At 49.0% G+C, this 26,271-nt stretch carries 28 protein-coding genes and 1 riboswitch; of the genes, 22 read left to right on the forward strand and 6 right to left on the reverse strand.

Annotated features, from left to right (window positions below; translation table 11 throughout):
• Positions 1 to 424: 424 nt before the first annotated feature.
• The 3 genes from EJL91_RS18700 to EJL91_RS18710 are packed head-to-tail and all read right to left on the reverse strand — an operon-like array spanning position 425 to position 2,276.
• Positions 425 to 841, reverse strand: coding sequence for a hypothetical protein (locus tag EJL91_RS18700; RefSeq protein WP_125143477.1), 417 nt, complete (start codon positions 839 to 841; stop codon positions 425 to 427).
• A gap of 7 nt (positions 842 to 848) precedes the next feature.
• A complete protein-coding gene (locus tag EJL91_RS18705) occupies positions 849 to 1,229 on the reverse strand; it encodes a NusG domain II-containing protein (RefSeq protein WP_125143478.1) in 381 nt (126 codons plus the stop codon).
• 18 nt (positions 1,230 to 1,247) lie between these two features.
• Positions 1,248 to 2,276: an FAD:protein FMN transferase gene (locus tag EJL91_RS18710; RefSeq protein ID WP_125143479.1), complete on the reverse strand. Its 1,029-nt coding sequence runs from the start codon at positions 2,274 to 2,276 to the stop codon at positions 1,248 to 1,250.
• A 260-nt stretch (positions 2,277 to 2,536) separates the two neighbouring features.
• Between EJL91_RS18710 and EJL91_RS18715 the strand changes: the two genes are divergently transcribed.
• The 3 genes from EJL91_RS18715 (at position 2,537) to EJL91_RS18725 (ending at position 5,492) form a co-directional block, all read left to right on the forward strand.
• On the forward strand, positions 2,537 to 3,064 hold the full coding sequence (locus tag EJL91_RS18715) for a Gx transporter family protein (RefSeq protein WP_125143480.1): 528 nt from the start codon (positions 2,537 to 2,539) through the stop codon (positions 3,062 to 3,064).
• A 117-nt stretch (positions 3,065 to 3,181) separates the two neighbouring features.
• Positions 3,182 to 4,693, forward strand: a complete 1,512-nt coding sequence (galT, locus tag EJL91_RS18720) for a UDP-glucose--hexose-1-phosphate uridylyltransferase (protein ID WP_125143481.1) — start codon at positions 3,182 to 3,184, stop codon at positions 4,691 to 4,693.
• Positions 4,694 to 4,700: 7 nt separating this feature from the next.
• Positions 4,701 to 5,492 carry a RelA/SpoT domain-containing protein gene (locus EJL91_RS18725; protein WP_125143482.1) on the forward strand — a complete coding sequence of 264 codons (792 nt, stop codon included), beginning with the start codon at positions 4,701 to 4,703 and terminating at the stop codon, positions 5,490 to 5,492.
• Between the two features lie 77 nt (positions 5,493 to 5,569).
• On the opposite strand, the gene EJL91_RS18730 is transcribed toward EJL91_RS18725, so the two are convergent.
• Positions 5,570 to 6,598, reverse strand: coding sequence for a PTS sugar transporter subunit IIC (locus tag EJL91_RS18730; RefSeq protein ID WP_125143483.1), 1,029 nt, complete (start codon positions 6,596 to 6,598; stop codon positions 5,570 to 5,572).
• Positions 6,599 to 6,990: 392 nt separating this feature from the next.
• On the opposite strand from EJL91_RS18730, the gene EJL91_RS18735 reads away from it, so the two are divergent.
• From EJL91_RS18735 to EJL91_RS18775, 9 genes are all read left to right on the forward strand, one after another.
• On the forward strand, positions 6,991 to 7,434 hold the full coding sequence (locus tag EJL91_RS18735) for a hypothetical protein (RefSeq protein WP_125143484.1): 444 nt from the start codon (positions 6,991 to 6,993) through the stop codon (positions 7,432 to 7,434).
• 82 nt (positions 7,435 to 7,516) lie between these two features.
• On the forward strand, positions 7,517 to 8,179 hold the full coding sequence (locus tag EJL91_RS18740) for a vitamin B12 dependent-methionine synthase activation domain-containing protein (protein WP_125143485.1): 663 nt from the start codon (positions 7,517 to 7,519) through the stop codon (positions 8,177 to 8,179).
• Positions 8,180 to 8,182: 3 nt separating this feature from the next.
• A complete protein-coding gene (locus tag EJL91_RS18745) occupies positions 8,183 to 10,660 on the forward strand; it encodes a homocysteine S-methyltransferase family protein (protein ID WP_125143486.1) in 2,478 nt (825 codons plus the stop codon).
• A gap of 111 nt (positions 10,661 to 10,771) precedes the next feature.
• Positions 10,772 to 11,626 (forward strand): MurR/RpiR family transcriptional regulator, encoded by an 855-nt coding sequence (locus EJL91_RS18750; protein ID WP_125143487.1) that lies wholly within the window; start codon positions 10,772 to 10,774, stop codon positions 11,624 to 11,626.
• A 133-nt stretch (positions 11,627 to 11,759) separates the two neighbouring features.
• Positions 11,760 to 12,023, forward strand: a complete 264-nt coding sequence (locus EJL91_RS18755; RefSeq protein ID WP_125143488.1) for an HPr family phosphocarrier protein — start codon at positions 11,760 to 11,762, stop codon at positions 12,021 to 12,023.
• 93 nt (positions 12,024 to 12,116) lie between these two features.
• A complete protein-coding gene (locus tag EJL91_RS18760; RefSeq protein ID WP_125143489.1) occupies positions 12,117 to 12,551 on the forward strand; it encodes an acyl-CoA thioesterase in 435 nt (144 codons plus the stop codon).
• Positions 12,552 to 12,554: 3 nt separating this feature from the next.
• Entirely contained in the window at positions 12,555 to 13,094 is a 540-nt protein-coding gene (locus tag EJL91_RS18765; protein ID WP_125143490.1) for a phosphatase PAP2 family protein, read from the forward strand.
• Between the two features lie 11 nt (positions 13,095 to 13,105).
• Positions 13,106 to 13,204, forward strand: a riboswitch (THF riboswitch).
• A 60-nt stretch (positions 13,205 to 13,264) separates the two neighbouring features.
• Positions 13,265 to 13,840, forward strand: coding sequence for a folate family ECF transporter S component (locus EJL91_RS18770; RefSeq protein ID WP_125143491.1), 576 nt, complete (start codon positions 13,265 to 13,267; stop codon positions 13,838 to 13,840).
• A gap of 293 nt (positions 13,841 to 14,133) precedes the next feature.
• Positions 14,134 to 14,961 (forward strand): Mrp/NBP35 family ATP-binding protein, encoded by an 828-nt coding sequence (locus EJL91_RS18775; RefSeq protein ID WP_125143492.1) that lies wholly within the window; start codon positions 14,134 to 14,136, stop codon positions 14,959 to 14,961.
• A 144-nt stretch (positions 14,962 to 15,105) separates the two neighbouring features.
• On the opposite strand, the gene EJL91_RS18780 is transcribed toward EJL91_RS18775, so the two are convergent.
• Positions 15,106 to 15,951, reverse strand: coding sequence for a D-amino acid aminotransferase (locus EJL91_RS18780; protein ID WP_125143493.1), 846 nt, complete (start codon positions 15,949 to 15,951; stop codon positions 15,106 to 15,108).
• A 210-nt stretch (positions 15,952 to 16,161) separates the two neighbouring features.
• Here EJL91_RS18780 and EJL91_RS18785 point away from each other — a divergent pair, with 210 nt between their 5' ends.
• Positions 16,162 to 16,875, forward strand: a complete 714-nt coding sequence (locus EJL91_RS18785; protein WP_125143494.1) for a GTP pyrophosphokinase — start codon at positions 16,162 to 16,164, stop codon at positions 16,873 to 16,875.
• A 40-nt stretch (positions 16,876 to 16,915) separates the two neighbouring features.
• Here the strand turns inward: EJL91_RS18785 and EJL91_RS18790 are convergent, their stop codons facing one another.
• On the reverse strand, positions 16,916 to 17,698 hold the full coding sequence (locus EJL91_RS18790; RefSeq protein ID WP_125143495.1) for a GNAT family N-acetyltransferase: 783 nt from the start codon (positions 17,696 to 17,698) through the stop codon (positions 16,916 to 16,918).
• Positions 17,699 to 17,949: 251 nt separating this feature from the next.
• Here EJL91_RS18790 and EJL91_RS18795 point away from each other — a divergent pair, with 251 nt between their 5' ends.
• The 9 genes from EJL91_RS18795 (at position 17,950) to pyrE (ending at position 26,249) form a co-directional block, all read left to right on the forward strand.
• Complete coding sequence (locus EJL91_RS18795; protein ID WP_125143496.1) at positions 17,950 to 18,324, forward strand: CidA/LrgA family protein; 375 nt, start codon at positions 17,950 to 17,952, stop codon at positions 18,322 to 18,324.
• Positions 18,321 to 19,013, forward strand: coding sequence for an LrgB family protein (locus EJL91_RS18800; RefSeq protein ID WP_125143497.1), 693 nt, complete (start codon positions 18,321 to 18,323; stop codon positions 19,011 to 19,013). The genes EJL91_RS18795 and EJL91_RS18800 overlap by 4 nt, the downstream gene beginning before the upstream one ends.
• Positions 19,014 to 19,107: 94 nt before the next feature.
• Complete coding sequence (locus tag EJL91_RS18805; RefSeq protein ID WP_125143498.1) at positions 19,108 to 19,869, forward strand: nitroreductase family protein; 762 nt, start codon at positions 19,108 to 19,110, stop codon at positions 19,867 to 19,869.
• Positions 19,870 to 20,567: 698 nt separating this feature from the next.
• Positions 20,568 to 21,485 (forward strand): orotidine-5'-phosphate decarboxylase, encoded by a 918-nt coding sequence (pyrF, locus tag EJL91_RS18810; RefSeq protein WP_125143499.1) that lies wholly within the window; start codon positions 20,568 to 20,570, stop codon positions 21,483 to 21,485.
• A gap of 9 nt (positions 21,486 to 21,494) precedes the next feature.
• The gene (locus EJL91_RS18815) at positions 21,495 to 22,259 is read left to right on the forward strand and encodes a dihydroorotate dehydrogenase electron transfer subunit (protein ID WP_125143500.1); all 765 of its coding nucleotides are present in this window, start codon (positions 21,495 to 21,497) and stop codon (positions 22,257 to 22,259) included.
• Positions 22,259 to 23,161: a dihydroorotate dehydrogenase gene (locus EJL91_RS18820; protein ID WP_125143501.1), complete on the forward strand. Its 903-nt coding sequence runs from the start codon at positions 22,259 to 22,261 to the stop codon at positions 23,159 to 23,161. Before EJL91_RS18815 ends, EJL91_RS18820 begins: the two co-directional genes overlap by 1 nt.
• Before the next feature lie 579 nt (positions 23,162 to 23,740).
• Positions 23,741 to 24,013 carry a hypothetical protein gene (locus tag EJL91_RS18825; RefSeq protein WP_125143502.1) on the forward strand — a complete coding sequence of 91 codons (273 nt, stop codon included), beginning with the start codon at positions 23,741 to 23,743 and terminating at the stop codon, positions 24,011 to 24,013.
• Positions 24,014 to 24,363: 350 nt separating this feature from the next.
• Entirely contained in the window at positions 24,364 to 25,206 is an 843-nt protein-coding gene (locus EJL91_RS18830) for an Rpn family recombination-promoting nuclease/putative transposase (protein WP_125143503.1), read from the forward strand.
• 368 nt (positions 25,207 to 25,574) lie between these two features.
• Complete coding sequence (pyrE, locus tag EJL91_RS18835) at positions 25,575 to 26,249, forward strand: orotate phosphoribosyltransferase (RefSeq protein ID WP_125143504.1); 675 nt, start codon at positions 25,575 to 25,577, stop codon at positions 26,247 to 26,249.
• Positions 26,250 to 26,271: the final 22 nt, after the last annotated feature.

Consider the following 26,271-nt stretch of genomic DNA (forward strand, 5'->3'; position numbering starts at 1 on the left):
GTTAGTTGAGATGGGAGGACGCCTCTGTAAGACGGCGGACGGGGTAGTGGGAGGTTGTGTATGAGTCTTCAGTCCCGGTTTGTAAGTTGTGGTGAGGGGGAATCCAGGAGAAAAAATTCCTGCGGGGACTCGCTCCCGCTTGTGGAATGCGCAACGGATGCTAAGCTCGAAAGAACCTCGCTAAGCACCGGCGGATTCCAAGGTCCCCTTCGGAAAGTTTTCTCCTTCCTTCCCCGGGCAGGTTGTTGACGGGACTGAAGACTCAGGGAAGGTTATTGCCCCGTCCGCCGGCTTCAGGGGCTGATTGTCTCTTTCGTCAAGTGTGGAAGAGGTATTGTCGCTTCCACTATATAGTCGTAACTATTTTACATTCTGATGATATTGTGGGCTGCATAAAAAGAGTATCAGAATAATAACTCTAAGATTATAAGATTATAAGTTTACATAGTATCATAGTGTACAGGATGTAGTTTTCAGGCATCCAAAGCAACGTAGTGGCAGCGACAAGCGCCTCCTCCATTGAAGAAAAAGGACAGATCAGCCGCCGCAGGCCGGGGACCGGGCAGCTATCTTGGCTGAGTCTTTCGTCCCGGTCATAACCTTCCTGCGGGGAAGAAGGGAGAAAAAGATTCCGGAGGGAACCTGGGAGTTCATCGGCACTTACCGAGGTCTTTTCGAGGTTAGTGTCCGTTATGTACTCCAACGAGCGCGAGCGTTTCCCGCAGGAACTTTTTCTGCCCGGATTCCCCGCCCGCGACACCCTGACGCCCGGGACGAAAAACTCATCGATCCCCCTCACCATCCCGGTCCCCGGCCTGACGGCGGCGTCCTCATTTCTCAACCACCCCCTATTTTATTGTAACAATCACTTTATTAGGAAGACATGTAATCGCCTCGCCTTTCTGCCTTTTCTCCCCTTCCTGCACACAGATTTTATCGGGGCAGGAGGCCTCGAAGACAGAAACGGCGCCATTTTTAATAATCATATGGTTGGTCCCGCCGTCAACGCCTTCAATCATGAAATCTGCATCCTGGCCAAGTGGAAATTCCCGGATCGTTTTCCCGTTTACGCTGACCACAACCACCGACGCCTCCCCTCTGTTCAGAAAACGGTATCCTGTGAAGAAAATCAGGGCGGCGGCGAGGAGGCCGCAGATGAGAAAGATTTCATTTTTCTTTTTTCTGCTGTCGCTGTTTAAACTGCTGTCTTTTAAGCCGTCATCTTTCATAATAAGCCTCCTTTTTTGTTAACCGGCATCGGGGAGAGGAAGAACTAGCTGTTCTGCTCCATCCGAATAGTGAATTTCATAATCGTCTGTTATAAAGTAAGCGTAAATGCCATCCATTGAATTGACAAGCTCAAGCCCTTTTTCAAGCCCCAGTGAAAAACAGGTGGTGCTCAAAGCATCGCCGTCCACCGAGCGCGGTGAGACGATCGTGACGGCAATCAGGCCGTTGTCATAGGGATAGCCGGTGGAGGGATTTAGAAGGTGGTGATAATTCTTTCCATCCACAATAAAATGGCGCTCATAGACCCCGGAGGAGACGACGGAGAGGTCGTTAATGCTCAGGTTTGCGATAATCTCATTGCGCCCCTCAAACGGCTTCTGCAGCCCGATTTTAAACGGTTCTCCGTCCGGCTTTTCACCGACGCAGAGTACATTGCCTCCCAGATTAATAATTGCGCTTTTCACATTCCGGCTTATCAGGTATTCCTTCAAACGGTCTGCGATAAAGCCTTTAGCAATAGAACCGAGATCGATTGTAGTGCCCGGTGAGTGAAACGTGAGCACATCGCCCTCCAGGCTTACATTTTTCCAGTCCACGCGTTGCGCCGCAGCCTGAATTTCGTCTGACGGTGGAACGGCCTTTTTACCATCCGTGAAATTCCACAGTGAGCTCAGCGGTTCAATCGTGATATCAAAAGCGCCGTCCGAAATCCTGCTGTATTGGAGTCCTTCGCGGATCAGGGCCGCCGTATCCTTCGTGAGTATAAATGTATCTTCTCCGGGAGCACGGTGGTTCAGCCGGTAAACTTCACTGGTCGTTATTGTTTTGCTGAGCCGGTTTTCATATTCGCGGCACAGCGCCATACACTGTTCCAATATCTCCTCATCATCGCTGTCATACAGGGTAACCGTGACAAATGTATTGAGAAGAAAGTCCGAACGGGTAATCGGCTCCGTCTGCCTGGGCCGGAGTGTTAAAACAACGGCAAAGACCAGAAAAAGCACACCCAGCGCGGATAAAAAGATCTGAAATTGTTTTTTTTCCATTGTATAGGGATTCCTCTGTGAAAGTATTTGTGATTTGAACCATACCAATCTTAGCAAAGAGGGTAATCAAAGTCAAGGGGAGGAAGCGGCGGAGGTAAGGACACGGGTTACTATTTACAGCCCTGCAAAAACCAATTAAATCCCTCCCTCTTTACAAACCCCCCATATTCCGATAAAATAATAACAAAACTTGCACTTCCCGGAAACCCGTCGACCCGACCTCCCATTTTCAAGTATAAAACAGAAAGAGGACACCCTCTATGAACTATAGAAAAGAAACACGCAGAGGAGACCGTAAAGCGGTAAAAGTGGCGCTCTATGGAATCCTGCTCTCACTTGCCATGCTGCTCGGCTATGTGGAAACCCTGATTCCGATCAGTCTCGGCGTTCCCGGTGTGAAGCTGGGACTTGCCAATCTTGTAAGTATCGTATCCCTCTATATTATTGGAACAGGGGGAACGATTGCTATTGCGCTCTGCCGCATCGTTCTGCTGACCGGTTTTGCATACGGCAATATGGCCATGATGATGTACAGTCTTGCAGGGGGGGCGCTCAGCCTCGCTTTGATGATTTTCTGCAGAAAGAGGGATTTATTCGGTCAGGTGGGAGTCAGCATCATCGGCGGCGTGGGGCACAATGTGGGGCAGATTCTGGTGGCTGCAGCCGTGGTGGAAAACACCGGTGTGTTTTACTATCTGCCTTTTCTTTTGGCGGCCGGAACCGTGGCAGGGGCAGTGATAGGCCTGCTCGGCGGAATTGTGACAAAACGTCTGGAATCGTACCTGTGAATGTGCTATACTAATAAGCCGGGCACAACGCAGATTCTGCCCGCAGACGGCACCAACAAAAAGACAATAAATGAAGCAGATTGCGCGAAGCGCATTAAAAATATGAGGAGGCGTGGTATGGTATACGAAGCAATTAAAAAACTGGTTGAATATGGTCTGGCGACAGGACTGATTGAGGAAGAAGACCGGATTTATGCGACGAATCAGATCCTGGATGTGATGAAGCTGGACGAGTATGAAGAACCGGAGACGGAGCTCGGGGAAGTGAATCTGGAAGAAACGCTGAAAGAGCTGATGGATTTTGCACATGAGTCAGGAGTACTGCCGGAAGACAGCGTGGTTTACAGAGATTTATTCGACACAAGGCTGATGAACTGCCTGATGCCGAGGCCGTCCGAGGTCGTGCGGAAATTCTTTGGCCTTTATAACCACCAGTCGCCTCAGGCCGCCACGGAATATTACTATAAGTTAAGCCAGGACTCCGATTACATCAGAAGATACCGCGTCTGTAAAGATATGAAATGGGTGACTGAGACAAAGTACGGTGATTTGGATATTACGGTAAATCTCTCAAAGCCGGAGAAGGATCCGAAGGCAATTGCCGCCGCCAAGCTTGCAAAACAGAGCGGTTATCCCAAATGCCTGCTCTGCCGCGAAAATGAGGGGTATGCGGGACGCGTAAACCATCCGGCCAGGAATAACCACCGCACGATTCCGATCACGGTAAATGACAGCCGGTGGGGCTTTCAGTATTCGCCTTATGTTTATTATAATGAGCATTGCATCGTATTTAACGGACAGCATATACCGATGAAAATCGAGAAAGCTACCTTTATCAAACTCTTTGATTTTGTCAAAATGTTTCCTCACTATTTCCTGGGTTCCAATGCGGATCTCCCGATTGTCGGCGGCTCCATTTTAAGCCATGATCATTTCCAGGGCGGCCATTATACTTTTGCCATGGCGAAAGCGCCGATTGAAAAGTATTTTACATTTGAGGGTTTTGAGGATGTGGAGGCCGGTATTGTATACTGGCCGATGTCGGTGCTTCGCACGCGCGCCAAAGATCCGGAGCGTCTGATTGAACTGGGGGATAAAGTCCTCACGGCCTGGAGAAACTATACGGATGAGGCTGCATTTATCTTGGCCGAGACGGATGGGGAGCCGCACAACACGATCACTCCGATTGCCAGAAAAAACGGCGAAATGTTTGAGCTGGATCTGGTGCTGAGAAACAATATAACAACGGAGGAGTTTCCTCTGGGACTTTATCATCCCCATCAGGAACTTCACCATATCAAGAAAGAAAATATCGGATTAATTGAGGTGATGGGCTTGGCGGTGCTTCCATCCAGACTGAAAGACGAGCTGGCAGAACTGGGAGAGTACATTACCGCGGGTAAAAATATAAGGGGCAGCGAGGAACTTGAAAAGCATGCCGACTGGGTGGAGGCGTTCCTTCCCAAATATGGAAAAATTACAAAGGATAATGTGGAAGAGATCCTGAAAGACGAGGTGGGACTCGTATTCGGGAGAGTACTGGAAGATGCCGGAGTCTATAAATGCACGGAGGAGGGCAGGACGGCTTTTGCCAGATTCCTGAATTCCGTTGGTGCCGGAGAGGTATAGAGATCGAATGCTGGACATAAAAGAATTTTTTGAGAAGTACAACATGGAATACGGCGACTATGAGTCGGCAGGCATTGACTGGGAAGAGCTTCAGGCAATCCACGATCACTACGGGAACATAGAGCAGAAGCTGCGCGGGATAGGAAAAGATTTTGTGGATGAGTATCTTTATGACATTGAGAAAGCCGGAATCCATTCCTACCGCTACAGGACGAAGGAACCGGGGCATCTGGTTGAGAAGATTATCAGGAAACGAAGTGAACTGCCTGAGAAATTTGCACGTATTGACCGCACCAATTACTGGAAATATGTAACGGATCTAATCGGCATCCGGGTGTTTTTCCTGTACCGGGAGGACTGGAGACATTTTCACGAATATATTACATCTGTGTTTGAGAACGACCCGGAGCAGTATGTCGGGGACCGGGAGGCGGATTTTGACGGTAATGTAAATCATTATTATATCGCCGAGCGGCCGAAGGTTTACAGGAGAACCGGAGACAGCCGTATCTATGACGAGGAGCTTATTGACATTAAATCGGACGGCATTTACCGCTCTCTGCATTACATCGTGAAATACAAGGGATATTATGTGGAGATCCAGGCCAGAACCTTGTTTGAGGAGGGATGGAGCGAGGTGGATCATGATATTGTCTATCCTTATTTCCAGGACGATGAGATGCTCAAGGACTTTTCTACCCTGTTAAACCGTCTGTCGGGAATGGCGGACGAGATGAGTTCTTATTTCCGGAGAATGAAGCAGAAAAAGGAAGGCATGGGCAGACCGGAAGAGCATTAAAAATACCTGTTAATAAAAAGCATCTGTCGGGGAATCAAATTTCCAGCGGCAGATGCTTTTTTATTGTTTTTATGTAATTACAAATCCAGTTTCAGATCCCCTTCCCTAATCCAGCCTGCTTTCCGGCACATGAAACCGAAGAGAGGAGTCAGAACAGCCGGGAGGATGAAGCAGACAAGCAGGATGCCGAGCCACATATTGGTTCCGCCGGTTTCCTGCATTGCGGTGTAGATTCCGATAGGGCCTACCAGTCCGCAGGTTCCCATACCCGAACCCGTCGGGATATTTTCCAGTTTAAATACCATGGTTGAAATGGGACCGGTCACCATGGAGGCCAGCGTCGGCGGAATCCAGATTCTCGGGTTCCGGACAATATTACCCATCTGGAGCATGGAAGTTCCAAGGCCCTGTGCCAGAAGGCCGCCCCATTTATTTTCACGGAAACTCAGGATGGCAAAACCGACCATCTGCGCGCAGCAGCCGGCTGTGGCAGCGCCTCCGGCCAGGCCGTCCAGGCTGAGCATGATACAGATTGCAGCGCTGCTGATAGGAAGCGTCAGGGCAATGCCGATGAGGGCGGAAACCAGGATACCCATAAAGAGGGGCTGCATCACGGTAGCTGTTTTTACAAGATTGCCGAAGGCGGTCATGAATGCGGAGACACCGGGGCCTACAAACTGTGAGGCCAGAACACCGGAGATAATGGTGACTCCGGGAGTGACGAGGATGTCCACCGGCGTTTCTTTGGAAACGATCTTACCAAGCTCCGTGGCGATAATTGTGGCAACCAGGGCTCCTACGGGACCGCCCAGTTCGTTGCCTGCAATACCGACGGTGGCGGCGGAAAAAAGTACGAGCGGCGGCGCCTTCAGGGCAAAGGCGATAGAGACGCCGAGGGCGGCGCCGGTAGCGCTTTTGGCATAGGCGGAAATGGTGGTAAAGATTTCGATATGGGTTTTATCGCCAAGTGTAGCGAAGATAGTACCAATGAGCAGAGAAGCGAAAAGACCGAAGGCCATTGCGCCCAGTGCATCGATGAGGTAAGTCTGAACGGAAACATTGACCTGCTTCCGTTTCAGGAAATCCTTAAATGTGCTTTGACTCATAATAAATCCCCCTGTTGTAATACTGTATTTTTATAGTTACTGTATTCTAGCATATTTTCCAGTAAATTCAAGCTTATTACAGAATTTAACAAGAATTCGTTAAAATAATAACAGGGAAACGGATAAGAAAAGAGACGGGAGGCGCCCGCCTATAACTGATTGCAGATGTACCGGGGAACATGGTATAATGTCCACAAAGTGGCATTATACCTGCGCATGCTGATTTCTGCGTCCACCGCAGAAATTCGGGTGCTAAGTTCCGTCGGAGACACGTGTTCACGAAGTGAACATGTTATAATGTCCACAAGGTAGAATTTAAATGCGCATAATGATTTCTGCATAAATCTCAGAAATATAAGCGCTTAATTCCGTTCAGAAAGGAGAGGAGCGGCATGGCAAAAAGAATATGTCCTGTCTGTGATCAGAGGATGAAGAGTGCACATTACTGTTCTGTCTGCAGAAGTTTTGTGAGACATCCGAGAATCGTGGAAAGGGATTTTTATCTGAATGAAAGTCATCCTTCATCGGAGGGAAACTGTGAATACCATAATCCGTCGTTTATGAAGGAGAACCCTAAAAAACAGGGAATTCCGGCTTCCGGCTGGAAGGGAGGAGCGGGAACTTCCGCTCCGAAGTATGGGGCCGGCCGTCAGGCAGGAAGTCAGGGCGGATCTGTAAAATATGGAGGGCAGACCTACAGGAACGGCCAAAAAGGATATTACGCCGGCAAGAACAGCAGCAGCCAGGTAACTTCGGCAATTATCATTATCTTCGTAATCATGTTTCTGATTGTGCTTTTATCAGCCATTATTCCTGTTCTGATGTTTGCCATATAAAGAACTGAGACCGGACTGTGAACAGTACAACATGAGGCCATATTTTCAGGAATATTGGGAAATAATTGACATAGGGGGAAAGATGGATCGCAGCGATAAGATAGAAGTAAAACGTTCCGAGGTATACAGATACCTTGGATTTGGGCATAATCTGCCGGATGAGAAGACGGTAAGTCTGGTGGAAGATAGTATCAAAGAGCTGGAACGCGTTGTTTCGCCCCGGTTCTTTTCGAGATCCTTTCCGCTCAAACACCTCAAAGACGGCCGTCTGGATTTCACCTGCTTTCAGGTGGAGAGCCTCGACCTCTCAAAGAATTTAAAAGATTGTGAAAGGGTAATTCTGTTTGCGGCGACCCTGGGAGCGGGACCTGATTTACTGGCGCGCCGTTACGGCCGTCTTGAAATGAGCCGTGCCGTTGTGCTGCAGGCAGCCTCCGCCGCCATGATTGAGGCGTGGTGTGACAGAAAGAATGAGGAGCTGAAAGAGGAAGCGCTCAGGCAGGGAGAGTTCCTGCGGCCAAGGTTCAGCCCTGGTTACGGCGATTTTTCCCTCGAATATCAGAAGATTCTGACGAAGGTGCTGGAAACGGGAAAGACGGTGGGGGTTACCCTCACGGACAGTCTTCTGATGGTGCCCTCCAAGTCGGTAACGGCTGTGATAGGCGCCGGCAGAAGAGAAGTGCAGGGTGAAAAGAATGACTGCGGGGTGTGCGGCAAGGCGGACTGCGCCTACCGGAAAGGTTAAGAGATGAATGTACTGCAAGAATTAAAAACAAAAATTTTGCTGTTTGACGGAGGCACCGGCAGTCTTTTGCAGGAGGCAGGCCTGAAACCGGGAGAACTTCCGGAAACATGGAATATCACCCGTCCCGATTTCATAGTGAAGCTTCACAGGGACTATCTGGAAGCAGGATGTGACATTATCAAAACGAACACATTCGGGGCCAACCGCTTTAAATATAACAGCAGTTTCGAATACGGCCTGAAGGAAATCGTCACCGCAGCCATGGAAAATGCAAAACGGGCGGTAAGGGAGGCCGGAAAGGGATATATTGCCCTGGATCTCGGCCCTACAGGCAAGCTTTTAAAACCTATAGGCCAGCTTGAGTTTGAGGAGGCTGTCACCGTTTACCGCGAGGTGGTGGAGATTGGGGCGGCACAGGGAGCCGATCTGATTCTGATCGAGACAATGAGCGACACCTATGAATTAAAGGCGGCTGTGCTTGCAGCCAGGGAAAACAGCGCGCTTCCGGTCTTTGCAACGGTAATCTTCGACGAAAAAGGGAAAATGCTGACGGGCGGCACTCCGAAAGCGGTTATCGGATTGCTGGAAGGTCTGAGAGTGGATGCAATCGGAATGAACTGCGGCCTCGGTCCCATCCAGATGAAACCTCTGGCAGCTGAATTTTTAAAATATGCCTCAGTTCCCGTGATAGTCAACCCCAATGCCGGCCTTCCCAGAAGTGAAGACGGAAAAACTGTTTATGACATAGGTCCCGATGAATTTGAGACGGCAATGAAGGAGATACTGGATCTGGGGATTAACGTGGCAGGAGGCTGCTGCGGGACTACGCCGGAGCATATAAAACGGCTGGACCGCCTGCGGAAGGGTAGAGAACAGAAACTTCCCGGAGACAAACAGCTTACGGTCGCCACCTCTTATGCCTCGGCGGTGGAGTTTGGCGCCGATCCCGTGATTATCGGCGAACGTATCAACCCGACAGGCAAAGCAAAGTATAAACAGGCCCTGAATGAAAAAAACATGGAGTTTATCCTGGAGGAAGGAATCTCGCAGCAGGAAAGCGGAGCCCATGTCCTGGATATCAATGTGGGGCTGCCGGAGATAGATGAACCGGAGATAATGGCTCTGGCGGTGCAGGAGCTTCAGGGAATCACCGAGCTGCCGCTTCAGATAGACACTACGAATACGGAGGCGATGGCCCGCGCCATGCGGATTTACAACGGAAAAATTATGGTCAATTCCGTCAATGGAAAACAGGAGATAATGGATGCCGTCTTTCCGCTTGTGAAGCGCTATGGCGGTGTCGTAGTCGCACTGACACTGGACGAGCAGGGAATTCCCGGGACATCCGAAGGACGGATTGAGGTAGCCCAAAAAATCTACCGGGAAGCGGAGAAATACGGGATTGGCAAAAAGGATATTCTGATAGACGCCCTCTGCATGACCGTCAGCTCCGATCCGCTTGGCGCCCTGACTACGCTTGAGACTGTGAGGCGGATTCGGGACGAACTGGGAGGAAAGACGATACTGGGTGTCTCCAATATTTCCTTCGGACTTCCGGTGAGGGAGAACATCAATGCCAATTTCTTTACAATGGCTCTTTACAGCGGGCTGAATGCGGCGATTATCAATCCCGGTTCCGAGCCGATGATGTGTGCCTATCGCAGCTTCCGTGCGCTGGCCGCCTTGGACGAGAACTGTGCCGGTTATATTGACGCCTATAAGGATGCCGGGCAGACTTCGGCGGCAGGGGCAGGGCTTATTTCAGGAGATATGTATTCTAAGTCCCCGGAGACGCCTGAGACCGCCGGGACGCCTGAGACTTCAGAGACTCCGGGCGGCGTACCTTCCGGGGAAGGCGGCGAAGCCCGCCTGTTTCTCAGTGTCTTAAAGGGGCTTAAGGAACAGGCTGGCAGGGCGGCGGAAGAGCTGCTCTTTGATAAGGAGCCTTTAGATGTCATCAATACCTGCATGATTCCGGCCCTCGATCGCGTAGGAAAGGGATATGAGGCGGGAACGGTGTTCCTGCCCCAGCTTCTGATGAGCGCGGAGGCGGCCAAAGCGGCTTTTGATGTGATTCGGGAGAAGCTTGACGAATCGGGCCGGAGCGGCGGGAAAAAAGGGAAAATCATTCTGGCTACGGTGAAGGGCGATATTCACGATATTGGAAAGAATATTGTCAGAGTGCTCCTGGAAAACTACGGCTATGAAGTGATCGATTTAGGAAAGGACGTGCCGCCGGAAAGAATTGTCCGGGAGGCGGAGGAGAAGCATGTGCCTCTTGTGGGGCTCAGCGCCCTTATGACGACGACGGTGCCCGCGATGCAGAGGACAATCGCAGGACTGAAAGAAAAGGCTCCCTGGGTGAAAGTGATGGTGGGAGGCGCCGTCCTGACGCCGGAATACGCGGAAATGATCGGCGCGGATGCCTATTGCAGCGATGCGCTGGCATCGGTCTCCTATGCCAGGAAAATTATCGGTTAATAAATTGATAAATCTATGTCATTTACACGAAAATACCATTGTAAATCTTGAAACGCTGTGATATAATCACGTCATGAAATAAAATTACATGTGTAAGAGGAATGGTGAAATATGGACGAGGCAAAAAGTGTAATCGGCGTGATTTGTTCCTCCTATGATTCATTTTTTGATTCTGAAAAGAAAATTGCAAACTGTATCATGGAACGCAGGCGTGAAGTCGTGGATATGACCGTTGCCGAGCTGGCCCAGGCCAGCGGGGCCAGCGATGCATCCGTGTCGCGTTTTTGCAGAAGATGCGGTTTCAAGGGATTTCATCAGCTCAAAATGACACTGGCCGGGGAACTGGCGGAAGAATCCCGGGGGACGGTCGGCAACGACATCAGCCGCAGGGATATCGGACAGTCGCTTCAGAATATCCTGGCGAATAAGACGGAGGAGCTGAAACAGACGGTGGCTATGATGGAGCCTGAGAATCTGGATCGGATTCTGGATGTAATACAGAAAGCGGGAACGGTTCAGTTTGTGGCTGTTGGCAATACCATCCCGGTGGCGATGGATGCGGTTTTCAAATTCAACCAACTGGGCATTCCGGCCGTGACGGGCACGATACTTGAGACACAGACAGCCTATGCCTTTAATCTCGGGAAGAAAGACGTCATTATCGCGATTTCCAATTCGGGGGTATCCAGGAGACTAATCAGGTTGCTTGAAGGAGCTTCGGGGAACGGGGTTACGATTATTTCCATTACGAACAGTCCCGACTCACCGGTGGCAAAGCTTTCCAACTATCATATCACGACGGCAACAAGGGAGAAACTGCTGAGAGAGGATTTCCTCTTTTCCAGAGTTCCGGCAACAATGGTAATAGAGATACTTTATCTTCTTTTATCTGTCAGCATCAGGGGTGCGACGGAGAGTGTAAGGAGGCACGAGACTGCCATCATGGAGGACAAGCAGATTCGATAACATAATTTAGTCCATATAAAAGAGGCGATGGCACTTGACAGTCAATACAACTTATACTAGAATTTATATAAACTCAGATAAAAGAACGTAAAGCACTATAAATAAAGACAATAATAGTGAAGGAGAAGAAAATATGTTATCTAAAAAATTAACAATCATGAATCCATCAGGTCTCCACTTAAGACCGGCAGGCATCTTATCCCAGACGGCAATGAAGTTCAAGAGTGACACAACAATCGAATGCGGAGAGAAGAAAATTACTGCAAAGAGTGTTTTAAATGTTATGGCGGCAGGAATTAAGTGCGGTACAGAGATTACTCTCATCTGTGAAGGTCCGGATGAGGAAGAGGCTTTAAAGACGATTTCCGAGGCAATTGAGAACGGACTCGGCGAATAGTGACTGGGAACGGTAAGAAATCCGCAGAGAGTATTGCACATTGGGCGATACTCTCTTTTGCGCTATAATCAAAGGAGAAAGGAGAATTATATTATGAAATTCGATGTTTACGAACATAAAACACAATATTACGAAACGGATCAGATGGGAATTATCCATCATGCCAATTACCTGCACTGGTTTGAAGAGGCGAGGATCGATATCATGGAACAGATGGGCATGGGTTACGACATGATGGAAAAGCAGGGAATTATATGCCCGGTTCTGGCTGTCCGCTGTGACTATAAGAGCATGTCCCGCTTCGGGGAAACCGTCCAGGTATTAACCAACCTGAAAGAATACAACGGGATCCGTATGGCCTTAGAGTATACGGTTATCGATAAAGAAACGGCGCAGGTGCGCTGCGTGGGGGAAAGCCGTCACTGCTTCCTGACGAGGGACGGAAAACCCGTTTCACTGAAACGCAATTACATTGAGATGGACAAGGCATTCCGGGAGTATTCGGACGCCCAGGCAGAGGAAACGTAATTTATGGCCTTTCTGGAACTGGAGTTTTCAATTCTTTATTTTTTACAGGAGCTTCATACGCCGTTTCTGGACCGCTTTATGACGGCCGCCACATCACTCGGCGATAAGGGATGGTTCTTTATCGTCCTGGGAGTGGTTCTTTTCTGCTTCAGGAAGACGAGAAAGGCGGGGCTGGCGGTTTTACTGTCATTAGCAGCGGGGGCCTTAATCGGGAATGTGCTCATAAAAAACATTGTGATGCGCGACCGGCCATGCTGGATAGATGAGAGCGTTCAATTGCTGATACACAATCCGAAGGATTTTTCCTTCCCATCCGGTCACACCCTGGCCTCCTTTGAAGCGGCGGCCAGCGTCTTTCTTTACAACCGGAAATGGGGGATTGCGCTGCTCATTCTGGCGTCGCTTATTGCACTTTCCAGATTGTATCTTTTCGTGCATTTTCCGACGGATGTGTTAAGCGGAATGGCCCTTGGAATTTTTATTGGATGGTATATTCACAGAACTATTGAAAAGTATGATTTAAGTGATATACTGAGGCTATAAAAAAATAAGAACGCAGAGTAGGTATGCAGGCGTCAAGTGTCGGATGAACAGGGAGTTGACATCCGGACGAAGGGGATTTCCCCGCGGCCTGTATCCCGCATCCCGCTGCATCGCTGATATCATATATCTCCTGATGTGGACCGAGAGTTCTGCAAAAGGAGGTATTTTTTATGAAGAAATTTGTAACTGTTTACCGTGATTCCTACCGTGAGCTTAAAAAGGTCAGGACAATCACGACGGCCGCCATGTTCATGGCCGTCGCCGTAGTGCTCGGGTACTTTACAATCGAGGCCGGCCCTTATCTGAAAATCGGATTTGGCGCCGTAGTCAACCAGTTTGTATACTTCATGTTCGGACCGGTAGTGGGCGGATTTTACGGCGGTGTACTGGATTTGATTAAGTATATCATCAAACCGACCGGAGCGTTCTTCCCCGGCTTTACGTTTAATGCGATCCTTGCCGGAATTATCTACGGAACGTTCCTGTACCAGAGACCGCTTACGTTTAAGAGAACCCTGGCCGTCCATTTTATCGTAATCATGGTCTGCAACGTGTTTCTTAACACGTTATGGCTCAGTATGATGTCGGGCAAGGGGATTCTGGCGCTGATTCCGATGCGTTTTGTAAAGAATATTATTATGTGGCCTATCGACACGGCCATCTTCTACCTGATTGCGAAAAAGATGGAAGAAGCGGGAATTGTGAAGGCAATCAGGCAGTTCAAGCTGCCGGGCGCAAGAGCCTGAGATACGCAAACTTTTCGTTGCCACTCAATAAAATGATACTGCCGGCAAAACTTCCAAAGTGGGAGGAGTTGCCGGCAGTATCCGATCTGCGGCCGTTCAGGGACGCATTGTGCGAAGCAGACCGTAGTCCGCCGTTTTCCTGCTCGCTTAATAGAACAAGACAAAAATAAAAGAATGTGCTAATATAATAGTCAGGCATTGGGAAAACTCAAAAACAGGGCGTGCCTTCCATCTGCCCGGGAGAGAATTCCCGAAGAATTATTATAAAAATTATCAGGTAAGGAGTTAAGGCAATGAGCGAGAATTGTAACCATAACTGCAGCAGCTGCAGCGAGAATTGTGAAAGCCGGACTGCGGAGAGTTTTTTAGAGCCGTTAAATCCTCAAAGCACAGTCAAAAAAGTCATAGGCGTAGTCAGTGGTAAAGGCGGAGTAGGCAAGTCACTTGTGACATCCCTGATGGCATGCAAGATGAGAGCCAGAAATTATCGTACGGCCATTCTGGATGCTGATATTACAGGTCCCTCCATCCCCAAGGCGTTTGGCCTCCATGAAATGGTGAAGGTGACGGAAGACAGCCTGATGCTGCCGGGCGTGAGCGCAACGGGCATTGAGATCCTGTCTGCCAATATGATCCTGGAACATGAGACGGATCCGGTTATCTGGAGAGGCCCGATTGTGGGCGGAGTGATTAAACAGTTCTGGGGTGAGGCGCTCTGGAAAGATATTGATTACATGTTTGTCGATATGCCTCCTGGAACGGGAGACGTTCCGCTGACCGTATTCCAGTCGCTTCCTCTTGCAGGAATCATCATTGTGACGTCACCGCAGGAACTGGTTTCCATGATTGTAGCGAAGGCGGTTAACATGGCGAAAAAGATGGATATTCCGATTCTGGGACTGGTGGAAAACATGAGTTATCTGGAATGTCCCGACTGCGGAAAGAGAATTTCCGTGTTTGGCGAGAGCCATATCGAGGAAACGGCTAAAGAGTACGGCATCCCGGTTCTGGCCCAAATCCCGATCAACCCGCAGATTGCAAACAGCGTTGACCAGGGAGTTGTTGAGTATATCGAGACGCCGTGGCTTGAAAAGGCGGCGGATGTAATAGAGAATGCGTAGAATAAACAACTGAAATACGGCTGCTGCCGGTTCGGATTCCATAGGAAAGTAACCTGGAATTCCGGTCCGGCGGCAGCCGTATTTTTTATCATAGAAAAGCGGAACCAGGAGAGGAGAACTCTTCCCCGGTCAAGCTTTTTGCTGTTACAGAACGGTTGCCTCGTCAAAACGCTCAAAATAGGAGGACTGCACTTTTTTCCAAAGCTCGGTCGCTTTACCTCCGACGGGATGTCCGTCAATCTCGCTGGCAATGAGGCCAAGTCTGGAAGAACTGGAAACGATGACCTCGTCGGCCTCCATCATCTCTTTTACGGTGAATGGACGCTCATCTACCGGAATTCCCAGCTTTTTACACTGCTGGATCAGATGCATCCTGGAGATGCCGGGGAGGATGTAATGATCGGTGGGATGTGTGATGAATACGCCGTCCTTCAGGATGGAAATATTGCAGGAACTGCATTCTGTGACAATATCGCCGCGGTGGAAGACACATTCGTCACAGCCTGCCTCATGCGCTTTCTGGTAAGCCATAACATTGGGGATCAGGTTCAGGGTCTTGATATTGCAGTGAAGGAACCTTGTATCCTCCTCGGTGATGAGCTTCATGGTCTTCGAAGGAGAGGCCGGTGCACCGGGTTTCATCATGATCCAGAGATTCGGCTTAACGGGAGCTTCGGGGAAGGAATGAATCCGGATGGCTGTCCCTCTTGTAAGCTGCCAGTATACGAAAATTTCCGAATCATCCATCTCTTTCAGAAGAGAAGTGAGAATTTCCGTCAGCTCCTCCCTTGTATAGGGAACCTTCATGCGGAGCAGGCCTGCGCTGTTGTAAAAACGATCCAGATGCTCCTCCAGGGCAAAGATTTTACCGTTTCTGGCCAGAGTGGCTTCATATACACCGTCACCGAAGTAGCAGGCGCGGTCATTCATTGGGACTTTCATTTCTTCCAGCGGTCCGTAAGTTCCGTTATAGTATCCGAGATATTTCATAGTAACCTCCTGTATTAATGTATTTTTGAACACTTGCGAGGTATTGCACGAGCAAAACTTCTGGTTTGAGCATACCACAGAGACCTCATATTTGTAAATGAACAGGGAAGGTTTTTAGGAAAATTTAAGGATTCTTTCATTGTTTATACTGCTGCTTTCGGGTATAATGAAATAAGATTACGACCATGAAAAACTATTGGGGTGTTGACAATGAATATTAACTTGAATCCAAACAGCGAACTGACCCAGTTTGCTGTGAATGCACCGAAGGAAGTTGAGGTTCCGGATACTTTAATCGGAGTGGCGAAACAGTTCCAGGAATGCATGATGCAGTATACCTGTGCGATCAGAGAGGTGAAGACGAAGCTGGAAGTTCTCAATGACGAGCTTTCCGTCAGGAATTCCAGAAATCCGATAGAGATGATTAAGTCGCGCGTGAAGAAACCGCACAGTATCATTGAGAAGCTGCAGAGAAGGGGGCTTCCGGTATCTGTGGAATCGATGATGCAGAACCTGGACGACATTGCGGGAATCCGTGTGATCTGTTCCTTTATTGATGATATCTACGAGATTAGCAAGATGCTGGCGCGCCAGGATGATGTGAAGGTGATTGCCATTAAGGACTATATCAGATGCCCGAAAGAGAACGGATACAGAAGCTATCATATGATTATCGAAGTTCCTGTTTTCTTTTCGGACAGCAAGAAGCAGATTCGGGTGGAAGTTCAGATCAGGACGATCGCCATGGACTTCTGGGCCAGCCTGGATCACCAGCTTAAGTACAAGAAGGATCTGGAGGAAGAGGACGCGGCGGAGATTGGACAGGAACTGAGAAACTGCGCCGAGATCATTGCGGAGACGGACTGGAAGATGCTGGAAGTCAGACAGCGGATCGAGGAGAAGGGAATCATCATCCAGAGATGATGTGCGGTAACCCGCGTGTCTTGAGTACAGGCCACCGCCATCAATACAGATAATAGGACAGGGTTTCGGTAATCCGGAATCCTGTCTTTTTATAAAGACTCACGGCAGCATCATTATCGCCCGATACGTGGAGGAACAGAACATCGTTCCCCCGGCTGCGCAGAATTTCGATAACAGATAAAAGCGCTTCCTCTCCAAAGCCGCGTCCGCGATAGTCTTCCTCCACCAGGAAGGAATAGAGGCAGACATTGGCGCCGAAAGAAGCCGTCCGGCAGACGGCAATGGGAAGGGGTGCATCAGACTCCAATGAGAACGAGTAGGAGACAGAGGAATCGGGGCCGTTTAAAGAGCGGCAGATGAGCCGTCTGCCGGACAGCGGCGGGGCGTCATTTAGGCATGGGCAGGAGAGGGCAAGTTCCATTCTGTATTCGCAGGAATCGTATTCCGCACCGATTGTTTCCAGAACGGGGATGACGGCGGGATCCTGCCCGTCCACCGGAATCAGAAGGCTGGTTTCTTCAAATTCAGTCCCGGCTTCCTCAAAGACAGCTGAAAAGTATCCTTTTTTTCTGAAAGACGGATGGGTGAAAGCCAGACATTCGGCCGTTTCATCAAAACCGTCTGTTTCGGGCATAATAAGCGCAAGAGCGCAGACCAGAACCGGAATGGAAGAGGCGCATTTTTCATAAGCCAGAAAAAATACGGAACCATCCTCAAAAGGAAAGCTGGTTCTTATCGGGTGAAGGGAGCGGCATTCATCAATAAGATGTCCGATTTCTTTTACCTGCTGCACAGTAAGTCTGTCTGTTTTAATAATCTGCATATGATATCTCCTGTCATGCCTGCCGCGGGAAAGAATCCCGGCGCGCGGTTATGGTCTGTGTCCGTCTATTCCGCGGTGAAAAAAGGTTTTAATCCAAAACCGGCGGCTTACTGACAACGTTTTATTAAGTATAGTACATAAAAGGCAAATTTTTCAACAAATTTTCTCTGAATTTATTGTACTTTTCATATTGTCCTATAAAAAATGGAGTGATAGAATTAAAACGTTCAGACGAGAGGAGATATGACAGAATGAAGTACCTGAAAGAAGCTACAATTATTTTTGGAATAACAATGGTGGGAGAAATCTTGAATCACCTGCTTCCGCTTCCGGTGCCGGCCGGTGTATACGGCCTTTTTATCCTTCTGGTCCTGCTGTGTGCGGGGACGCTGAAGGTGGAGGATGTGTCGGGCGTCGGCGATTTTTTCCTGGATACGATGCCGCTTATGTTTATCCCGGCAGGAGCCGGTCTTTTAAACAGTGTGCAGGAAGTGAAAGACATTCTGATACCGCTCACCGTGATATCAGTGGTTTCCACGATATTTGTCATGGCGGTAACGGGCAGAATGGCCCAGCGTATCATACGGGGAACGGGAAAAAGAAAGGAAAAAGGATACCGCTTATGAATCAGTTAGTCGAATCGTCACTCTATTTCGGAATGCTGATCAGCGTGGGAGCCTACCTTTTCGGAGTGTGGCTGAGGAAGAAGACGGGTCTTGCAATCCTGAACCCTCTGCTGGTTGCGATTATACTTGTAATTGCATTTTTATCGGTATTTCATATTAACTATGAAGAATATAATAAAGGAGCAGGCTTTTTGAGCTATCTGCTCACCCCGGCCACAGTCTGTCTGGCCATTCCGCTTTACAGGCAGCTTGAGCTTCTTAAGAAGAACCTGGTGGCCGTGGCAGCGGCAATTGTGACGGGAGTGCTCGGCAGCGCCGGCAGTATTTTCGTCATGGCGAAGGCATTTGGCCTGGAGCACACTCATTACGTATCCCTTCTTCCCAAGTCCATCACAACGGCAATCGGCATGGGCGTCAGCGAGGAAGCGGGAGGTATTGTGACACTTACCATCGTCAGCATAATAATCACGGGAATACTGGGGAATATTATTGCGGACTGGCTGTTTGGAATATTTAAAATTGAAGAGCCTATGGCTAAAGGCCTGGCGCTTGGGACAGCAGCCCACGCCATCGGAACCGCCAGGGCTTTGGAACTGGGAGAAATAGAGGGCGCCATGGGCAGCCTGGCTATTGCGGTGGCCGGACTTCTTACCGTGCTTGTGGTGCCTCTTGTGTCGGGGCTTATCTAGTTTTTGTCCCGTTTCTGTGAGGCAAACCTGGCTGAACAGCAACGGGACCGGATGGCGGCTCTGACTGCGGCGATAGAAAAAGGGGGAGACCAGGATGAACCTGTACGAGGCAATCGGAAGCAGACATTCCGTTAGAAAATATGCGGACCGGGAAGTTCCGGAGAGACTGCAGGCGCAGATTCTTGCATACTTTGAAAAAACCTCCAGACTGAATGATCGGATTCGGACAGAGCTGGAGATTCTTGACAACACGAAAAAGAAAGCTGAGGTCAAGGGCCTGTGGAAAGCAGAAGCGCCTTATTACCTGGCTTTTTACTCCGAACCGGAAGAGGGCTATGAAAGAAACGGCGGTTATATAATGGAACAATTAATTCTTTATATGACGGTCAAGGGTCTGGGAACGTGTTATCTGGGCGGAAGCCGGCTGAAACAGCCGGTTAAGAACGGAAAACGCCTCGTGATGCTCGTAGCTTTTGGATGGCCCGAAGGGAAATTGTACAGGGAAAGTCCCCTTGCCAAGCGACTGCCGTTAAACGAACTCTGTGTCTTCAAGGAGGAAGCGGGAGAGCAGATTAAGACAGTGCTGAAGGCGGCCCGTCTGGCGCCTTCCGCTTTTAACGCCCAGCCCTGGCGTTTCATCGTGTATGCAGACAGGATTTACGTCTTTGCCAAAAAAAGCAGATTCGCCCTGAATGCGGCGGAGAGTATGAAGGAGTTCAGTATCGGAATTATGCTTTCACACATCATGCTGGCCGCCGAAGAGCTGTGGATGGAGCTGGAAACAGTGACGGAGGAGCAGTTTGCGGCGAAGGTGTATAAAAATGGGGATTATGTGGCGACTCTGTCATTACATTAAGGAGTTGAAAAATGAGGCCGCCGGTACGGCCGGGGACCGGGTTGGTGAGTGAGGATTTTGAGGCATCAGTTCCGGGCTATGGTCAGTGGTGGGTGGGAAATTCAGAAGATAGAAATCTCCTTCCCCACCGTAACGTTTTCGGCCGGAACTGATGCCGTGCAGGTTATCACCCACCATCCGGTCCCTGTAGAAGCTGTTGTAAACGAAATTTTCTGGACAAGATGTGAGAATCGGGAATAACCGTAAGCTATATCTTAGAGAAAAATTTCATTTGCGGCAGCTTCTTTTTTTCGTTTTTTACATATAGTCCTATGAATATAAAAAATTTAAGGCAATTCATAAAGCATTAGTTCTTAATAGACTAAGTAGTGGCTGCGATAAACCCCTTATCCAACTTGACGAAAGGGACAAAGAGCCGATGTTGGGATGGCGGCGGGGCGATCCGTTTCGCATTCCACAAGCGGGAGCGGGTCCCCGTAGGAATGTTTCCGGCCCGGATTCCCCCTTCACGACAATCTCCGGCCGGGACTGAAGACCCCCAATCCATCTCTCCCCCGCTCCCCCACTAGAGGCGTCCCGCATCTCAATTTGCCTTGAAACCAATTTGGACTTATGATAAAATAAGGAAGATTATAACACGAAAAGAACCACCAAACACAAGAAAAATGCAAAGCAGCAGTAACCTGAAGGAGGAAATAATGGTCAGCAAATTAATTGAAAAGATACAGAAGACAAAGGCGCCAATCTGTGTGGGACTTGATCCGATGTTAAGCTATATACCGGAGCATGTGACAAAGAAAGCGTATGAGCAGTATGGAGAGACTCTGGAGGGAGCGGCAGAGGCCATCTGGCAGTTTAATAAGGAGATTGTGGATGCGACTGCCGATTTGATTCCTTCCGTAAAACCGCAGATTGCCATGTATGAGCAGTTCGGGATCGAGGGACTGAAGGCTTACGATAAGACTGTAAAATACTGCCAGCAGAAGGGCCTTGTAGTAATTGGAGATGTAAAGCGCGGTGATATTGGTTCAACCTCCACTGCGTATGCGACGGGCCATATTGGCAAAGTGAAGGTTGGAAATACGGTTTGTACCGGTTTTGATACGGAATATATTACGGTGAATCCTTATCTGGGTACAGACGGAGTGAAACCTTTTGTAGATGTCTGCAATGAATATGACAGAGGCATCTTTGTACTGGTCAAGACATCCAATCCTTCCAGCGGTGAATTCCAGGATCGTCTGATTGACGGAAGGCCGCTCTATGAGCTGGTGGCCGAGAAGGTGGTAGAGTGGGGAGAAGCATCCATGGACGGCGCATACAGCAATGTTGGCGCGGTAGTAGGAGCAACCTATCCCGAGATGAGCAGAGTGCTCAGAAAACTGATGCCGAAGACATATTTCCTGGTACCGGGATACGGCGCTCAGGGCGGAACGGCTGAAGATTTGAAATACTGCTTCAATGAGGATGGACTGGGGGCGGTTGTCAACTCTTCCAGAGGAATCATTGCGGCTTATAAGAAAGAACCATATACGAAATTTGGCGCAGAGCATTTTGCAGAGGCATCCAGACAGGCTGTCATAGATATGATTGCCGATATCAACAGCGTATTATAGGAGGAACCAATGGCACAGGTGAAAGAAACAGCAGTTGTCTACAGCCAGGAAGAACTGGCTCCTGAGATTTACAGTATGTGGATTACGACGGAGGCCGCAAAGGAAGCCAGACCCGGACAGTTTATCTCTGTATACAGCAAGGACGGTTCCAGATTACTTCCGCGTCCGATCAGCATCTGTGAAGCAGATGCCGATGAAGGGAGACTGCGCATTGTATACAGGATTGCGGGGGCCGGAACAAAGGAATTTTCCTCCTTTGAATCGGGAGACCCTATCGATATTATGGGACCTCTTGGGAACGGTTTTCCTCAGGAGGGAGAGAACGTATTCCTGATTGGCGGAGGAATCGGAATTCCGCCGATGCTGGAACTGGCAAAGAACTTAAACTGTGAAAAACAGATGGTGCTCGGCTATCGCGATGAGAGCCTCTTTCTTAAGGATGAATTCGAGGCGTATGGGGAAGTATTTGTGGCTACCGAGGACGGCAGTGTGGGGACAAAAGGTAATGTGCTGGATGCCATCCGGGAAAACGGACTGACTGCCGACGTCATGTATGCCTGCGGCCCCACTCCGATGCTGCGTGCGCTGAAGCAGTACGCAGAGGAACATAATATCCGCTGCTATATCTCCCTGGAAGAGAAGATGGCGTGTGGTATCGGAGCCTGTCTTGCCTGCGTCTGCCAGAGTAAAGAGGTAGATCACCACAGTAATGTACACAATAAACGGATCTGTAAGGACGGTCCCGTTTTTCTGGCACAGGAGGTGGATTTATAATGAATACAAAAGTAAATCTGGCCGGCGTGGAGCTTAAGAATCCGGTTATGACGGCCTCAGGCACTTTCGGTTCCGGTGCGGAATACGGCGAGATGCTGGACCTGAACAGGCTGGGAGCCGTTGTCACCAAAGGGGTGGCGAACATTCCCTGGCCGGGCAACCCGACACCGAGGATTGCCGAAACTTACGGCGGTATGATCAACGCCATCGGCCTCCAGAATCCGGGATATGACGTATTTGCAAAGAGGGACATTCCTTATTTAACCCAGTTTGACACAAAAATCATTGTCAATGTCTGCGGTAAGACGACGGAGGATTACATCGACGTGGTGGAGAAACTTTCCGACCAGCCGGTGGACATGCTGGAGATCAATATCTCCTGCCCCAATGTGAAAGAAGGCGGTATCGCCTTCGGACAGGATCCGAAAGCGGTGGAAGCTATCACACGGGAAGTCAAAAAGTATGCAAAACAGCCCGTTATCATGAAACTCAGCCCCAACGTGACGGATATCACCGTCATGGCAAAGGCGGCCGAGGCCGGCGGAGCCGACGTTCTTTCGCTGATAAACACCCTGACGGGAATGAAGATCGACATACACAAACGTGCCTTTGCCGTAGCCAACAAGACAGGAGGCCTTTCAGGCCCTGCCATCAAGCCGGTGGCTGTCAGAATGGTTTACCAGGTGGCTAACGCTGTCAAACTTCCCATTATCGGAATGGGAGGAATCATGACGGCCGACGATGCGGTAGAGTTTATTCTGGCCGGTGCGACGGCGGTATCCGTAGGTACGGCGAACTTCCATAATCCTTATGCAACCGTAGAGATTGTGGAGGGAATCGAGGCTTATATGAAGAAATATCATGTGGATGATATTAATGAGTTGGTTGGGGCGGTAAAATGAGGATTTAGTTTAGTTGAGATGCGAGGACGCCTCTGTAAGACGGCGGACGGGGTGGTGGGAGGTTGTGTATGAGTCTTCAGTCCCGGTTGGTAAGTTGTCGTGAGGGGGAATCCAGGAGAAAAAATTCCTACGGGGACTCGCTCCCGCTGGTGGAATGCGCAACGGATGCTAGATTCGAAAATACCTCATCAAGCACCGGCGGATTCCAAGGTCCCCTACGGAAAGTTTTCTCCTTCCTTCCCCGGGCAGGTTGTTGACGGGACTGAAGACTCAGGGAAGGTTATTGCCCCGTCCGCCGGTTTCAGGGGCTGATTGTCTCTTTCGTCAAGTGGGGAGGAGGTATTGTCGCTTCCACGATATAGTCGTAACTAGTTTATATTCTGACGACATCCTGGGCTGCATAAAAAGAGTATCAGAATAAACACTCTAAGATTATAAAATTATAAATGTACATAGTCTCATAGTGAACAGGATGCAGTTTTCAGGCATCCAGAGAAACGTAGCGGCAGCGACAAGCGCCTCCCCCATTGAAGAAAAAGGACAAATCAGCTGCCGCAGGCCAGGGGCCGGGCAGCCGTCTTGGCTGAGTCTTTCGTCCCGGCCATAACCTTCCTGTGGGGAAGAAGGGAGAAAAAGATTCCGGAGGGAACCTGGGAGTTCATTGGTACTTACCGAGGTCTTTTCGAGGTTAGTACCATTATGTACTCCAACGAGCGCAAGCGTTTCCCGCAGGAACTTTTTCTGCCCGGATTCCCCGCCCGCGACAACCTGACGCCCGGGACGAAAGACTCATCGATCCCCCTCACCACTCCGGCCCCTGGCCTGACGGCGGCGTCCTCATTTCTCAACTAAATCCCCTCATAGGACAAAAAAATCTTGATATTCCCCTTGCGAACGGTTATAATAAAATACACAAGTCGATGCTGGTATCACGGCATCAGGTTTTAAATTCTGCAATACATTGCAAACGGCAAATTCTGCCATATTTCAACAGACAAAAACATATGGCAGGATCAAGAAACTCCTGTCATAACTGTTCATGAGATAATGATTCCGCCAGGTGTTTTCATTCGCTTTTAATGTGAAAATCCCAAGTCTTTTCAGAATAAAAGCAGCATCTTATGCGTTTCCCGTACATCGCTGGGCGGTGGCTGCAAAAACATAGAATTATTATCTCCTGTCACGAAAGAGAGGAGTTACAAATGAATAATGAGAGGCCGGAGAGCAGCCTGGACAGCCGGACGCAGTCCTATGAGGAACGCCGGAGAAAGGTCGGCCGGTTCAACATGACAAGTGATGTGTTTTTCTGCAAGGTACTGGAGGATAGGGAAGCATGTGAAGAGGCAATCCGTATTCTGCTTTGCGATCCGGGATTTACGGTGAAGGAGGTAAAGGCACAGTATTCAATCCGGAATATTGAAAATCATTCCGTAGTTTTAGATATTCTGGCCGAGGACATGGAAGGGCGCCTGATTAATATTGAAATGCAGGTGTCGGATGACGGTGCTCACCAGAAAAGAGTAAGATACTACCAGGCAAGTATTGATATGAGCTATTTGGAAAAGGGGGTGCCCTATCAGGCCCTGCCGGATATTTACATGATTTTTATAACGGAAAAGGATTTTCTTGCACATAACAGGGGAATTTACCGTGTGGGCAGGGTTTTAGAGTGCAGCGGAAGTGCCTTATACAACGGCGTTCATGAGATTTATGCAAATCTGGAGTGCCGCTGCGGTGATGAAAAGATTGATGAGCTTTTACACTATATGAAAAATTCGGACAGTGGCTACAAAACGGATTCCTTTCCGAATATAGTGAGAAAAGTCAGATATCTGAAGGAGAAAAAGGAGGGATTGGAAAGTATGTGCAGCATACTTGATGAAGAGAGAAAAGAAGGAATAAAAGAGGGGATTGAGCAGGGAATCAAAGCTCTTATCCTGGACAATCTGGAGGAAGGAAAGAGCCGGGAACAGATTATAGAGAAGCTGTCCAAACGCTTTTTGTTAAGCCGGGAAGAGGCAGAAAAATATTATGACAGCCTGTAATGGCACTTAACCTGGAATTTTGTGAATATATGGTACAAAACACCTCACGGAATTCTGCCTGTGAACAATACACGCTTCGTGATGCACAGAAATGGCACAAGCGCCATTACGTGCTGTTTAGCTCAGGATTTTCAAGCATATTACGCTTGAAAACACCTCTTGGCAGATTGCCGGTGGACAGTACCTCGGGTCATCGGAGGACTCAAATTTTATACATGCGCAGATTGAAAAACCAGCCTAGCTGTGGTAAAATAGGGAAAATAATGTCTTGGTGCCGACAATCTGCATTTATATGAAAATGGGTATCCGGACAAGATTTAAGAATAAAAGTGCGGAGAAATCTGCAATATATAGAAGGAGAAGATGAGATGGAACAGTACAAGCAGGAATTTATCGAATTCATGGTGGAGAGCGAGGTGCTCAAGTTTGGAGAGTTCACATTAAAAAGCGGCAGGAAATCCCCGTTTTTCATGAATGCGGGAGCCTATGTGACGGGAACGCAGCTTCGCAGACTGGGTGAATATTATGCAAAGGCTATCCATGACAACTACGGACTCGATTTTGATGTACTTTTTGGACCGGCCTATAAGGGAATTCCTCTCAGCGTAGCTACCACTATGGCCATCAGCGAGCTTTACGGAAAAGATATCCGTTACTGTTCCAACAGAAAAGAAGCAAAGGATCATGGAGATACCGGAATTCTTCTGGGAAGTAAACTGAAGGACGGAGACCGCGTCGTTATCATCGAAGACGTAACCACATCCGGCAAATCAATCGAGGAGACATTCCCCATTATCAAAGCACAGGCTAATGTGGAAGTAAAGGGATTGATGGTTTCCTTAAACCGTATGGAGAGAGGTAAAGGGGACAAGAGTGCGCTTGAGGAAGTGAAGGAACTTTACGGCTTCCCTACCGCTGCCATCGTTTCCATGGCGGACGTGGTTGAGCACTTATATAACAGGGAGTGCCAGGGTAAGGTAGTGATCGACGATGTGCTGAAAGCAGCAATTGACGCATATTACGTGCAGTACGGCGCGAAATAAAGGCACGGAACGAATAAAGCTG

This window comes from Clostridium transplantifaecale (genome assembly GCF_900626075.1).
Classification (GTDB): Bacteria; Bacillota; Clostridia; order Lachnospirales; family Lachnospiraceae; genus Otoolea; species Otoolea transplantifaecalis.

Bases quoted from the DNA above. Each gene is read 5' to 3' on its own strand.
- EJL91_RS18820 (WP_125143501.1), top strand. From the start codon at position 22,259: ATGAATACAAAAGTAAATCTGGCCGGCGTGGAGCTTAAGAATCCGGTT.
- EJL91_RS18790 (WP_125143495.1), bottom strand. From the start codon at position 17,698: ATGCAGATTATTAAAACAGACAGACTTACTGTGCAGCAGGTAAAAGAA.
- EJL91_RS18710 (WP_125143479.1), bottom strand. From the start codon at position 2,276: ATGGAAAAAAAACAATTTCAGATCTTTTTATCCGCGCTGGGTGTGCTT.
- pyrE (WP_125143504.1), top strand. From the start codon at position 25,575: ATGGAACAGTACAAGCAGGAATTTATCGAATTCATGGTGGAGAGCGAG.
- EJL91_RS18800 (WP_125143497.1), top strand. From the start codon at position 18,321: ATGAATCAGTTAGTCGAATCGTCACTCTATTTCGGAATGCTGATCAGC.
- EJL91_RS18830 (WP_125143503.1), top strand. From the start codon at position 24,364: ATGAATAATGAGAGGCCGGAGAGCAGCCTGGACAGCCGGACGCAGTCC.
- EJL91_RS18730 (WP_125143483.1), bottom strand. From the start codon at position 6,598: ATGAGTCAAAGCACATTTAAGGATTTCCTGAAACGGAAGCAGGTCAAT.
- pyrF (WP_125143499.1), top strand. From the start codon at position 20,568: ATGGTCAGCAAATTAATTGAAAAGATACAGAAGACAAAGGCGCCAATC.
- EJL91_RS18705 (WP_125143478.1), bottom strand. From the start codon at position 1,229: ATGAAAGATGACGGCTTAAAAGACAGCAGTTTAAACAGCGACAGCAGA.
- EJL91_RS18750 (WP_125143487.1), top strand. From the start codon at position 10,772: ATGGACGAGGCAAAAAGTGTAATCGGCGTGATTTGTTCCTCCTATGAT.
- EJL91_RS18760 (WP_125143489.1), top strand. From the start codon at position 12,117: ATGAAATTCGATGTTTACGAACATAAAACACAATATTACGAAACGGAT.
- EJL91_RS18715 (WP_125143480.1), top strand. From the start codon at position 2,537: ATGAACTATAGAAAAGAAACACGCAGAGGAGACCGTAAAGCGGTAAAA.
- EJL91_RS18745 (WP_125143486.1), top strand. From the start codon at position 8,183: ATGAATGTACTGCAAGAATTAAAAACAAAAATTTTGCTGTTTGACGGA.
- EJL91_RS18765 (WP_125143490.1), top strand. From the start codon at position 12,555: ATGGCCTTTCTGGAACTGGAGTTTTCAATTCTTTATTTTTTACAGGAG.
- EJL91_RS18770 (WP_125143491.1), top strand. From the start codon at position 13,265: ATGAAGAAATTTGTAACTGTTTACCGTGATTCCTACCGTGAGCTTAAA.
- EJL91_RS18780 (WP_125143493.1), bottom strand. From the start codon at position 15,951: ATGAAATATCTCGGATACTATAACGGAACTTACGGACCGCTGGAAGAA.
- EJL91_RS18815 (WP_125143500.1), top strand. From the start codon at position 21,495: ATGGCACAGGTGAAAGAAACAGCAGTTGTCTACAGCCAGGAAGAACTG.
- EJL91_RS18740 (WP_125143485.1), top strand. From the start codon at position 7,517: ATGGATCGCAGCGATAAGATAGAAGTAAAACGTTCCGAGGTATACAGA.
- EJL91_RS18755 (WP_125143488.1), top strand. From the start codon at position 11,760: ATGTTATCTAAAAAATTAACAATCATGAATCCATCAGGTCTCCACTTA.
- galT (WP_125143481.1), top strand. From the start codon at position 3,182: ATGGTATACGAAGCAATTAAAAAACTGGTTGAATATGGTCTGGCGACA.
- EJL91_RS18725 (WP_125143482.1), top strand. From the start codon at position 4,701: ATGCTGGACATAAAAGAATTTTTTGAGAAGTACAACATGGAATACGGC.
- EJL91_RS18775 (WP_125143492.1), top strand. From the start codon at position 14,134: ATGAGCGAGAATTGTAACCATAACTGCAGCAGCTGCAGCGAGAATTGT.
- EJL91_RS18805 (WP_125143498.1), top strand. From the start codon at position 19,108: ATGAACCTGTACGAGGCAATCGGAAGCAGACATTCCGTTAGAAAATAT.
- EJL91_RS18795 (WP_125143496.1), top strand. From the start codon at position 17,950: ATGAAGTACCTGAAAGAAGCTACAATTATTTTTGGAATAACAATGGTG.
- EJL91_RS18785 (WP_125143494.1), top strand. From the start codon at position 16,162: ATGAATATTAACTTGAATCCAAACAGCGAACTGACCCAGTTTGCTGTG.
- EJL91_RS18735 (WP_125143484.1), top strand. From the start codon at position 6,991: ATGGCAAAAAGAATATGTCCTGTCTGTGATCAGAGGATGAAGAGTGCA.